The sequence below is a fragment of the Dietzia sp. B19 genome (assembly GCF_014145155.1).
Taxonomy (GTDB): domain Bacteria; phylum Actinomycetota; class Actinomycetes; order Mycobacteriales; family Mycobacteriaceae; genus Dietzia; species Dietzia natronolimnaea.
Genome location: NZ_JAALED010000101.1, coordinates 1 through 11,457, shown reverse-complemented (window position 1 = coordinate 11,457; position 11,457 = coordinate 1). Strand labels below are relative to the sequence as shown.

Below are 11,457 nucleotides of genomic sequence, written 5' to 3'. Positions count from 1 at the left end.
ACCGTCCCCCGCAGCCTCTCCTCGACCTCCGGCGCCTCGGCGCCGGCGTCGCTCAGAGCGCGGGCGACCACATCACGGGCCTCGGCGGTCCGTGCGCGGTCCCCGGTGAGCACCGCCACCACCATCTCGTCGCGGCGAACGACGGCGGGCGTCACCGCGGTGCCCGAGTTGACGGCGTCCGACCGCACGCAGAAGGTGCGATCCTGCTCGGCTTCGGCGGCGACCCTGGCGTTGACCAGGGAGTCCTTGGTTGCCGCCACCACGTACCAGGCGCCCTCCAGGTCGCCGGACCGGTACTCACGGGCCTCCCACCGGATGCGTCCGGAGTCGACCAGTCCCTGCAACGTGGGCGTGATCTCAGGACTCACCAGGTGGACGACGGCACCCGACTCGAGGAGCACCGGGATACGCCGCTGGGCCACCGATCCGCCGCCGATCACCACGACCCGACGGCCTTCGAGGTCCAAGCCGACGGGGTACGGGTTCACGGGCCGGATCATGCCGCCGATCCTATCCGCCGTCGGTGGCCGCGACCGCCTCGGCCCCGAGGCACTGTGATACGCGTCATCCCCCGGCCACAGCGACGCGGCGACCGGGGGATCAGGGTTCGTACGGGGCGGGGTCCGGCCCGCCGTCAGGCCCTCTGATCGAGCTTGAGGGTGCGGGTCGAGCGCTCGAACTGCTCGGCGAACAGGCCCTCTTCCGCGGCCAGGTCGCGACCGAGGGACGGGATCATCTCCTCGAGCGCGGGCTTCCAGTCCGCGAACCGGCTCGGGAAACAGCGCTGCAGCACATCGACCATCGCGTCGACGGCCGTGGACGCACCGGGGGACGCCCCCAGCAGACCCGCGATCGAGCCGTCTGCGGCGTTGACCACGGCGGTACCGAACTCGAGGGTCCCCCCGCGCCCGTTGGGCTTGATCACCTGGACACGTTGGCCGGCGACGACCTTCTCCCACTCGCCGTCCTGCGCGGACGGCACGAAGTCCCTGAGGGTCTCGACACGCGCGCCGTGATTCTTGGCGAGCTCGGTGATGAGGTACTTGACCAGGCCCATCTCGGTGAGCCCGATGTTGGCCATGGGCAGCAGATTGCCCGGACGGATGCTCGAGGGCAGGTCCATGAAGCTGCCCATCTTGAGGAACTTCGGGGTCCAGCCGGCGAACGGGCCGAAGAGCAGCCCCTTCTTGCCGTCGATGACGCGCGTGTCGAGGTGCGGAATCGACATCGGCGGCGCGCCGACCGACGCCTGGCTGTACACCTTGGCCTGGTGCTGGTCGACGAGGTCGGGGTTGGTGCAGCGCAGCCACTGGCCCCCCACGGGGAACCCGCCGATGCCCTTGATCTCCGGGATGCCCGACTTCTGCAGCAGGTGCAGGGCACCGCCGCCGGCTCCGACGAAGACGAACTTAGCATCGACCGTGCGCTCGTCGCCGGTGTGGCGGTTGGCCACGGTCAGCCGCCAGGTGCCGTCGGTGTTGCGCTCGAGATCCTTGACCTGGTTCTGGTAGTGGACCTCGGTGCCCGTCCTGGTGAGGTACTTGACGAACTGCCGGGTGAGTGCCCCGAAGTTGACGTCGGTGCCGTTCTCGAAGTGACTGAGGGCGAAGGGCTGGTCGGCGGACCGGCCACGGGCCATGAGCGGGACCAGCCGCTCGAGTTCTCCGAAGTCGGTGGTGTGACCCATCCCGGGGAACAGGGGGTGGCCGGCGAGCCTGTCGTACCGCTTCCGCAGGTACTCCTGCCCGGCCTCACCGGCCACGAAACTCATGTGCGGGACCGGGCGGATCCACTCCGTCGGGTCGCCGAGGATCGTGTTCTCCACGGCATAGGACCAGAACTGCCGCGAGACCTGGAACTTCTCGTTGACGCTCACGGCCTTGGTGATGTCCACGTCACCGTCGGCGGTCTTGGGCGAGTAGTTGAGCTCGCAGAGTGCGGAGTGGCCGGTGCCGGCGTTGTTCCACGCGTCGGAGGACTCCAGCGCGGGGCCCTCGAGGCGCTCGAAGATCTCGATCTGCCAGTCGGGCTGGAGGCGACGCAACAGAGCCCCGAGCGTCGCGCTCATGGTGCCCGCGCCGATGAGCGCCACATCAGTCGTTCCGTGCTTTGCCACCTGGTCTGCAGTCACCGGTTACCCTCGCTGTTTGGTCGTGGACCCGAATTGGAATCGACACGGGACCGTCCGGCGACCCCGCGTCCACCGGATCCCAAGACTACTCACCGGTCTGCCCCCGCGGCACACCGGACTAGGGTGGTCGTCGTGCCTCCGCCCTCCCCCGATGCCGTCGCCCCCACCGGATCCGGTGCGCAGTGGACCCCGGACCTGCTGGGCCCGTCCTACCGGCGTCTCGAGCTCCCACTCGGGACCGATCCGGACGGCGAGGGACCGATCTCGGCCACTCTCGTGCGGCACGAGGACGCACCCGAGCGGCCCGTCGCCGCCCTGCTCGTGGTCCACGGTCTGTCCGACTACTTCTTCCACACCCATCTCGCCGAGTTCCTCGCCGGTCGCGGCATCGCGACCTACGGCGTGGACCTGCGCAAGTGTGGACGCTCCAGGCGGGACGGCCTGACGCCGCACTTCACCACCGACCTGAAGAGATACGACGACGAGCTGGACCGGTCACTGGCCGTGATCGCCGCCGAACACCCCGGACTCCCCGTCATCGTGGCCGCGCACTCCACCGGCGGACTGGTGGTACCGCTCTGGCTCGGGCGGCGCCGCGACCGGGGCTCGCTGGACCCCGTCGTGGGGCTGGTCCTGAACTCCCCCTGGTTCCAACTCGACGTCCCCGACCGCGCCCGACCCCTGTTGGACCCGGTCATCCGAACCCTGGGTTCCGCGAGGCCCTATTACCGGCTGCCCCTGAAGACCTCGGACCGGTACGTGGTGAGCACCCACATCGATCACGACGGGGATTTCCACTTCGACACCGCACTCAAGCCCCCGGGCGGGGTCGGGGTCCGGGCCGGATGGCTCGCGGCCGTCCGCCGGGCGCAGAAGGCTCTCCAGTCCGGGGTCCACCTTCCGCTCCCCGTGCTCCTGCTGAGGTCGACGGCGTCGTCCGTCGGCGCTCGCGGCGCGGGCGGTGTGCTCGACGTCGACACCGACCTGATCCTGGATGTCCGATCGATGGAGCGATTCGCCGACCGGGTCTCGGACCGGGTCACGGACATCCCCGTCGACGGCGCCCGACACGACGTGTTCCTCTCCCGCGCGGATGTGCTCGAGGTGGTCTTCCGGCACCTCGGCGACTGGCTGGACCAGATCCTCGCACCCCACACCAAGGAGTCCTGACGACCATGACCCAGACCCCCTCCCGGCACTTCGACCTCATCGTGATCGGCACCGGAAGCGGAAACTCGCTGATCGACGAGTCGTTCGCCGACAAGTCCGTGGCGATCTGCGAGAAGGGCTCCTTCGGCGGGACGTGCCTCAACGTGGGCTGCATCCCCACCAAGATGTTCGTCTACGCCGCGGACACCGCCGTGTCCGTCGCGCACTCGAGCACGTATGGGATCGACTCGACTCTCGACGGCGTCCGCTGGCCCGACATCGTCTCCCGGGTGTTCGACCGCCGGATCGACCCGATCGCCTCCAGCGGCGAGGACTACCGGCGCACACGGTGCGACAACGTGACCGTGTACGACGGTCACGCGACCTTCGTGGGTCCGCGCACCATCGACACGGGGACCGGGGAGATCATCACGGCCGACTCCGTGGTGATCGCCGCAGGCGCCCGCCCCTCGATCCCCGGGATCGTCGTCGACGCCGGCGTCGACTTCTACACCAGCGACGACGTCATGCGGATCCCCGAGCTACCCGGGTCGATGGTGATCCAGGGCTCCGGCTTCATCGCCTGTGAGTTCGCCCACGTGTTCTCGGCTCTCGGCGTGGAGGTGACCGTGATCGGCCGCTCGGACGTCCTGCTCAAGCACGTGGACCGGGAACTGGCCGAACGGTTCACCGACCAGGCCAGGCGGAGGTGGGACGTCCGCCTCGGCCAGCAGATCACCACGATGACCGCGACCGGCGAGGACCGGCGCGGGGTCGAGATCACCTTCGAGGACGGTTCGACCTGCTCCGGCGACGCGCTCCTGGTGGCGACGGGCCGCACCCCCAACGGCGACCTGCTCGGCCTCGACACCGCCGGCGTGGCGATGGACGGGGAGCTGGTCCGGGTCGACGAGTACGGCCGCACCACGGCCGACGGCGTATGGGCCCTCGGCGACGTGAGCTCCCCCTACCAGCTCAAGCACGTCGCCAACCACGAGCAGCGGGTGGTCGGGCACAACCTGCGGCGCCCTGACGACCTCCACCCCGTCAATCACCGGTTGGTGCCCTACGCCGTGTTCACCTGGCCGCAGATCGCCTCGGTCGGACTGACCGAGGCCGAGGCCCGGGAGGCCGGATACGACGTCACGGTCAAGGTCCAGGACTACGGGGACGTGGCCTACGGCTGGGCCATGGAGGATTCGGTCGGGTGCTGCAAGCTCATCGCGGACCGCACGACGGGGTTGCTCGTCGGCGCCCACATCATGGGTGCCCACTCGCCCTCCCTCATCCAGATCCTCATTCAGGCCATGGAGTTCGAGATCACCGTCCCCGAACTCGCGCGTCGCCAGTACTGGATCCACCCTGCGATGGCCGAGGTTGTCGAGAACGCCCTGCTCGGACTGGATTTCCCGGACCGGGGCTTCTGACCCGCCGCCCCGGCGGGCCTCAGCCGACCACGAAGTCCGCCGGGTCGACCGACCTCACCTGGCGTCGGTATCGGAACGTGAAGGTGGGCCACAGCGTCGAGTTCCGGCCCCGTGAGTCGATGTACCAGCTCGAACATCCACCGTCGTTCCACACGGTGCCGGCGAGTTCGCGGTCCATCCGGTCGGAATACCGGTCGAGGGCCTCCTCCCGCACCTCCACGGTCCCCCGATCCGCTCGTCTCGACAACTCGAGCAGCCTCAGCACGTGCTCGGCCTGTGCTTCGAGCATGTAGACGATCGACGAGTGCCCGAGGCTGGTGTTGGGCCCGAACATCAGGAAGAGGTTGGGGAACGCGGCGACCGTCACGCCGTTGTGCGCGCGGGGGCTGCCGTCCCAGTGTGCTGCGAGGGTCCGGCCGTCGGAACCGGTGACGACCCGCGCGATGGGCGGCTCGGTGGGCTGGAACCCGGTCCCGAAGATGATCACGTCGGCGGGGTGCTCGGCACCCCCGGAGTCGACGAGACCGCCCGGGGTCACCGAGGTCGCGGCTCCGGAGACCAGGGTGACGTCCCGCCGACACAGCGCCGGAAGCCATTGGCCGGTGAGCAGCACACGCTTGCACCCGATCGAGAAATCCGGGGTGAGCACCGTCCGCATCCGCCGGTCCCGCACCTTGACCAGCAGGTAGAACCGGGCGAACCACTCGAACAACCGGAGGAGGAACCGGGCCGGGGTGAATGCCAGGACGTAGAGCTCACGGCCCGCGTAGACCCGACCCCGGACGATCTTCTGCACGAACGGGACACGCCGGTACAGCGCGCGGCGACGCCGGGAGATGGAACGGTCGAACCGGGGCAGGATCCATCCGGGTGTCCGTTGGAAGACCGTGACGTGGTCGGCGGTCCCGGCGATCTCGGGCACGAACTGCACGGCGGAGGCGCCTGTGCCGACCACCGCGACCTTCTTGCCGGCGAGGGGGATGTCGTGGCGCCAGCGCGCGGAGTGGAACACCTCGCCGTCGAAACCCTCGAGGCCCGGGAGCGGGGGCACGGAGGGTGCGGAGAGCGCCCCCGTCGCGACGATGAGATGGCGGGCCAGGACCTGCCCACGGCTGGTGTCGACGTTCCACCGGGCGGTGTCGTCGCCCCACCGCGCGCGGGTGACCTCGCAGGAGGTGACGAGTCGATCGCGGAGGCCGATCCTGTCCGCCACCCCGACGAGGTAGGCCTGGATCTCGCCCTGTCTACCGAACGAGTGCGACCAGTCGGGGTGAGCGTGACCCGACAACGAGTACAGGGAGGTGGGCACGTCGCAGGCGCACCCCGGGTAGGTGTTGTCGCGCCAGGTCCCGCCGACCTCGTCGCCGGCCTCGACCACGAGGATGTCCCCGCCCCGTCCCTCCCGCAGGAGACGATCGGCCATCGCGATCCCCCCGAACCCGGCTCCGACGACGAGGATGTCGACGTGGTCCACAGGTCCGCGGGGAGTATCGATCATGATTGACATTATGGCGCGAGATGTCCATGACTCACGGCCGCATCGGGACAATCGTTCGACTCGGGTCGTCGGGGAGCCCGATCCGACCCGGCGGCGAGGCCTCAGCCCCCGCTCGGCAGCGTCAACACCTCGTACCCCTCGTCGGTGACGAGCACGGTGTGTTCGAACTGTGCGGTCCACGCCTTGTCCGCGGTGGTGACGGTCCAGTCGTCATCCCAGATGTCGAACCCGGGACCGCCCAGCGAGATCATCGGCTCGACGGTCAACGTCATCCCGGGCTCGAGGACCTCGGTCCGTGACGGCTCGTCGTAGTGGAGCACCACCAGGCCGTTGTGGAAGGTGGGACCCACCCCGTGCCCGGTGAACTCCCGGACCACCGTGTAGTCGAACCTGCGCGCGTAGGACTCGATGACACGCCCGATCACGTTGATCTCCCGGCCGGGGCGGATGGCCTTGATCCCGCGGTTCATGGCCTCTCGCGTCCGTTCGACCAGCAGCCGGTTCTCCTCGGCGACCTCACCCGCCAGGAAGGTGGAGTTGGTGTCGCCGTGGACTCCGTCGATGTACGCGGTGACGTCGATGTTGACGATGTCCCCGTCGAGGATGACCGTGGTGTCGGGGATGCCGTGGCAGATCACCTCGTTGAGGGACACGCAGCTGGACTTGGGGAACGCCTTGTACCCCAGCGTCGACGGGTAGGCGCCGTGGTCGCACATGTACTCGTGGGCGATCCGGTCGATCTCGTCCGTCGTGACCCCGGGTGCCACGGCACGCCCCGCCTCGACGAGGGCGTCCGCCGCTATCGTGCACGCCCTGCGCATCGCCTCGATCACCTCGGGCGTCTGCACCCACGGCTCGCCGTTGGCCTCGTCGACCTTCTCGCGCCAGACGTACTCGGGCCGCGGGATCGACTCGGGAACCGTCCGGATCGGGGTGGGATCGCCGGGGACGAGGGGCTGACGGGTTGAGGTGGTCATGGCCTCAAGGATAGGTGCGTTCAGGGGCTCGCCGCCGACCCGGCCCGACCGCGGGTGCCCGGGTGCCGCCACCGTGGCCCGGCGGGTCACATCAGGACGGTCGCGTAGTCGACCACGTCGACCATCCCGACCCGCCGGTACGCCGAGCGGGCCGCGGCGTTGGATCCGTTGACCACCAGGGACGGGGTCAGTCGACCGGCCTGGAGGGCGGCGCACACCGCGGCGATGCCGCCGGTCCCGAGCCCCGCACCCCTCCTGCCGGGCCGGACCCACACCCCCTGGATCTGCGCCGACCACGGAGAGACTGCGGCGACGTCGGCCTTGAAGAACACCTCTCCGTCGTCGACCCCGATCCAGGTCCTCCCCCTCGCCAGGGAGCGCGCGACCCGGCGGCGGAACGGTATCCCCGACCCCACGGCGAACGGATCGGAGCCCAGCTCCTCGCGGTACATCGCCGCCGCGGCCGCGAGCACCTGCTCGAACTCGAGGAGGGTCGCGGCCCGGATGTCGCCGAGCACGAGGGACCGGTCCACCGGGTGCCGCAGCGCCATGAGGTGCTGCGCCCCGCGGAGTTCCCTGGACGGCCCCCAGCAGGAACCGAGGGCACCCCACAGCGCGGAGACCTGATCCCTCCGCCCGTGGACGGACATGGGGCCGAACCCCAGGCCCGCCACCGCGAGACCGAGCTCGTGGTGATCATGTGCGTCACCACGGAGTGGCAGCACCGAACTCCCCACGAACACCAGCGACCTCTCGGGGCCGCCCAGCGTGAGGAACCGCCCCTCCGGCCCGGGCACCGCGCCGGACGCGGCGAACTTCTCCGCCGCGGGACACGAGACCAGGGGGTCGGATTCGAGGACGCCGAGCAGCGCGCGGGCCTCCCCGGGGCCCACCCCGCGGCACCCGCCGGTCGCTGCCTCCGGCGCAGCCGTATCGGTCATCGGCCTATCGCGTGACCTTGACCTGGGGGCCCTGACCCGCTGCGGCCTCGCCGACGGGCTCGCCCATCTCCTCCGCGATCCGCATGGCCTCCTCGATGAGGGTCTCGACGATCATCGCCTCCGGCACGGTCTTGATGACCTCGCCCTTGACGAAGATCTGGCCCTTGCCGTTGCCCGAGGCCACGCCGAGATCGGCCTCGCGCGCCTCGCCGGGTCCGTTGACCACGCACCCCATGACGGCCACGCGCAGGGGGACGCTCATCCCCTCGAGGCCGGCGGTGACCTCGTCGGCGAGCTTGTAGACGTCCACCTGGGCACGACCGCACGACGGGCAGGAGACGATCTCGAGCTTGCGCGGGCGCAGACCCAGTGACTGCAGGATCTGCGAACCGACCTTGATCTCCTCCACCGGCGGCGCGGAGAGCGAGACCCTGATGGTGTCGCCGATCCCCTCCGACAGCAGGGCTCCGAACGCGACCGCGGACTTGATGGTGCCCTGGAACGCGGGCCCGGCCTCGGTGACTCCGAGGTGGAGCGGGTAGTCGCTCTTCGACGCGAGCTGACGGTAGGCCTCCACCATGATCACGGGGTCGTTGTGCTTGACCGAGATCTTGATGTCGCCGAAACCGTGTTCCTCGAACAGCGAGGCCTCCCACAGCGCGGATTCCACGAGCGCCTCCGGGGTGGCCTTGCCGTACTTGGCGAGCAGACGCGGATCGAGGGACCCGGCGTTGACGCCGATCCGGATGGGGATCCCCGCCGCACCGGCCGCCTTGGCCACCTCGGCGACCCGTCCGTCGAACTCCTTGATGTTGCCGGGGTTGACGCGTACCGCCGCGCACCCGGCGTCGATCGCCGCGAAGATGTACTTGGGCTGGAAGTGGATGTCCGCGATGACGGGGATCGGCGACTTGCGCGCGATGGTCTCAAGGGCGTCGGCGTCCTCCTGACGGGGGCACGCCACGCGGACGATGTCGCAGCCCGCCGCCGTGAGTTCGGCGATCTGTTGGAGCGTGGCGTTGACGTCGTGGGTCTTGGTGGTGGTCATGGACTGGACCGACACCGGATGATCGCTGCCCACACCGACCTGGCCCACGAACAGCTGCCGCGTCTTCCGGCGCGGCGCGAGGACCGGCGGTGGACCGTCTGGCATTCCCAGTCCGACGGGGATGGAGGAGGAGTCGTTCACAACAGGGCCTTCCGTAGGGGTCGCCAGCCGGGTGCTCGCGGATCCCGTCCGCCATTATCCGCGTTCCGGGGCGCGGGGGCGAGATCGGGAGTCCGGACGCTCATCCCGTCAGTAGTATGGGGTTGACGAAGTCCGCGGTGATGACGATCGCGGACACGCCCATCAACAGGACGAACACACCGATGGTGATCGGCGCGAGTTTCTCGTAGTCCGCCGGGCCGCCCGGTGCCAGCCCGCGGAGCCGCCGTAGCGCGTCGCGGATCTTCTCGTAGAACACCACCGCGATGTGGCCGCCGTCGAACGGGGTGAGCGGGACGAGGTTGAACGCCCCGAGGAACAGGTTCAGCCCCGCGAGGAAGAGCAGGAACAGCCACCACGCACCCTGCTCGGCCGCCTGGCCACCGATGTGGCTCGCACCCACCACGGAGACCGGCGAGTCATCGGCCCGTTCGGCGCCGAAGATCGACGCCGCCACCGCCGGGATCTTGGACGGGAACGAGATGAGTCCGTCGATCGTGGCCTCGATCATCTCCCCGGTGAACACGAAGGTCGCCGGGACCGCACCGAGCGCGTCGTAGGTGTTGACCGTCTGGTAGGCGGGGTCGGCGAGGATCTCCGGGGGGATGCCGTCCTCGGACAGTCGCACCCCCAGCGCACCCCTCTCCTGACCCGCGACGGAGGACGAGGTCAGGCTCGCCGTCGTCGTCACGGTCTCCCCCGCCCGGTCGAGCGTGACGGGGACCGTCTGGCCGGGACGCGCGGAGACCACCTCGGACAGATCGGACCAACTGCCCACGGGGAGGCCGTCGACGGAGGTGATCCGGTCGCCGGCGAGGATGCCGGCCTCACCCGCCGGGCCGACACCGACCCCACACCGGTCCGCACCGGCGCAGGTGTCGCCCACCACCGCCGCGACCCGGTCGGTCGGGATCGGTTGGACGTCACGGTTGACCAGCCCCCAGCCCACGGCGACCGTGTAGAAGAGCGCGATGGCCAGGACGATGTTCATGGCCGGGCCGGCCAACAGGACCGCCACCCGTTTCCACCACGCCTGACGCCACATCGCCCTGGGCTCGTCCTCCGGGGCCAACTCGTCGTACGCGGTCATCCCCGCGATATCGCAGAACCCACCGAGCGGGACCGCCTTGAGTCCGTACTCGATCCCGCCGCGGCGCACCGACCACAGTGTCGGACCGAAGCCGACGAAGAACCGACGGACCTTCATGCCCGACCACTGCGCCACCCGCATGTGTCCGTACTCGTGGAGCACGATCGACACCATGATCCCGAGTGCGAAGAGCACGATCCCGAGCACCATCACGACTCAGCCCTCCCGGTTCGCGACGAGCGTGGCGGCACGGCGCCGTGCCCACGACTCCGCCGCCGTCACGTCGTCCAGGTCGCGGGGATCGGACGACCACTCGTCCGCGGCCGCGACCGTCTCGGCCACCACGTCGACGATCTCGGTGAAGCCGATCCTCCCGTCGAGGAAGGCCGGCGCGGCCTCCTCGTTCGCGGCGTTGAACACCGCCGTGCGCAGCCCTCCCGCCGATCCGGCCGCGCGGGCGACGGAGATCGCCGGGAACGTCTGCTCGTCCACGGGCTCGAACGTCCAGGAGTGGGACCGGGAGAAGTCGAGAGGTGTCGTGGCCCCGGGGATCCGGTCCGGCCAGCCGAGGGCCAGCGCGATGGGCAGCTTCATCGACGGAGGAGACGCCTTGGCGATGGTGGCACCGTCGACGAAGGTCACGGCCGAGTGGACCACCGACTGGGGGTGGACGGTCACCTCGATCTTCTCGTACGGCACCCCGAACAACAGATGCGCCTCGATGAGCTCGAGCGCCTTGTTGACCAGGGTGGCCGAGTTCAGTGTGATCATCCGCCCCATCGCCCACGTGGGATGCCGCAACGCCTGCTCCGCGGTGACGTCCGCCAGCTGCGCGCGCGTCCTGCCCCGGAACGGACCTCCGGACGCGGTCAGGACGAGGCCGGCGACCTCGTCCGCGGTGCCCGATCGCAGGCACTGCGCCATGGCCGAGTGTTCGGAGTCCACGGGCACCAACTGCCCCGGGGCGGCGGCGCCGGTCACCAGCGCACCACCGGCGACGAGCGACTCCTTGTTGGCCAACGCCAGGCGGGCGCCGG

At 69.8% G+C, this 11,457-nt stretch carries 10 protein-coding genes; 2 read left to right on the top strand and 8 right to left on the bottom strand.

All coding sequences use genetic code 11. The features are described 5' to 3' along the window. Together G6020_RS04030 and mqo are read right to left on the bottom strand one after the other, a co-directional pair. Nucleotides 1-500, bottom strand: a 500-nt coding sequence (locus G6020_RS04030) for an NAD(P)-dependent oxidoreductase (RefSeq protein WP_277815241.1), incomplete at its 3' end; no start/stop codon positions are given. Nucleotides 501-634: 134 nt separating this feature from the next. Then, entirely contained in the window at nt 635-2,116 is a 1,482-nt protein-coding gene (gene mqo / locus G6020_RS04025) for a malate dehydrogenase (quinone) (RefSeq protein ID WP_347238304.1), read from the bottom strand. A gap of 147 nt (nt 2,117-2,263) precedes the next feature. Between mqo and G6020_RS04020 the strand changes: the two genes are divergently transcribed. Further along, entirely contained in the window at nt 2,264-3,301 is a 1,038-nt protein-coding gene (locus G6020_RS04020) for an alpha/beta hydrolase (protein WP_259843962.1), read from the top strand. Nucleotides 3,302-3,306: 5 nt separating this feature from the next. Beyond that, nucleotides 3,307-4,707, top strand: coding sequence for a mycothione reductase (gene mtr / locus G6020_RS04015; RefSeq protein ID WP_182609738.1), 1,401 nt, complete (start codon nt 3,307-3,309; stop codon nt 4,705-4,707). A gap of 19 nt (nt 4,708-4,726) precedes the next feature. On the opposite strand, the gene G6020_RS04010 is transcribed toward mtr, so the two are convergent. The 6 genes from G6020_RS04010 to G6020_RS03985 form a co-directional block, all read right to left on the bottom strand. Further along, a complete protein-coding gene (locus G6020_RS04010) occupies nt 4,727-6,205 on the bottom strand; it encodes an NAD(P)/FAD-dependent oxidoreductase (protein WP_182609737.1) in 1,479 nt (492 codons plus the stop codon). A 101-nt stretch (nt 6,206-6,306) separates the two neighbouring features. Further along, entirely contained in the window at nt 6,307-7,182 is an 876-nt protein-coding gene (map, locus tag G6020_RS04005) for a type I methionyl aminopeptidase (RefSeq protein WP_182609736.1), read from the bottom strand. A gap of 86 nt (nt 7,183-7,268) precedes the next feature. After that, nucleotides 7,269-8,123: a GNAT family N-acetyltransferase gene (locus G6020_RS04000; RefSeq protein ID WP_182609735.1), complete on the bottom strand. Its 855-nt coding sequence runs from the start codon at nt 8,121-8,123 to the stop codon at nt 7,269-7,271. Nucleotides 8,124-8,127: 4 nt separating this feature from the next. Further along, the gene (ispG, locus tag G6020_RS03995; RefSeq protein WP_179525449.1) at nt 8,128-9,276 is read right to left on the bottom strand and encodes a flavodoxin-dependent (E)-4-hydroxy-3-methylbut-2-enyl-diphosphate synthase; all 1,149 of its coding nucleotides are present in this window, start codon (nt 9,274-9,276) and stop codon (nt 8,128-8,130) included. Between the two features lie 136 nt (nt 9,277-9,412). Then, a complete protein-coding gene (locus G6020_RS03990; protein WP_182609734.1) occupies nt 9,413-10,630 on the bottom strand; it encodes a site-2 protease family protein in 1,218 nt (405 codons plus the stop codon). Nucleotides 10,631-10,636: 6 nt separating this feature from the next. Further along, a partial coding sequence (locus tag G6020_RS03985) for a 1-deoxy-D-xylulose-5-phosphate reductoisomerase (RefSeq protein WP_182609733.1) occupies nt 10,637-11,457 on the bottom strand: 821 nt, incomplete at its 5' end.

Coding starts and splice junctions, on each gene's coding strand:
- map (WP_182609736.1), bottom strand. CDS start 7,182: ATGACCACCTCAACCCGTCAGCCCCTCGTCCCCGGCGATCCCACCCCG.
- ispG (WP_179525449.1), bottom strand. CDS start 9,276: ATGCCAGACGGTCCACCGCCGGTCCTCGCGCCGCGCCGGAAGACGCGG.
- mtr (WP_182609738.1), top strand. CDS start 3,307: ATGACCCAGACCCCCTCCCGGCACTTCGACCTCATCGTGATCGGCACC.
- G6020_RS04000 (WP_182609735.1), bottom strand. CDS start 8,123: ATGACCGATACGGCTGCGCCGGAGGCAGCGACCGGCGGGTGCCGCGGG.
- G6020_RS04010 (WP_182609737.1), bottom strand. CDS start 6,205: ATGATCGATACTCCCCGCGGACCTGTGGACCACGTCGACATCCTCGTC.
- G6020_RS03990 (WP_182609734.1), bottom strand. CDS start 10,630: ATGGTGCTCGGGATCGTGCTCTTCGCACTCGGGATCATGGTGTCGATC.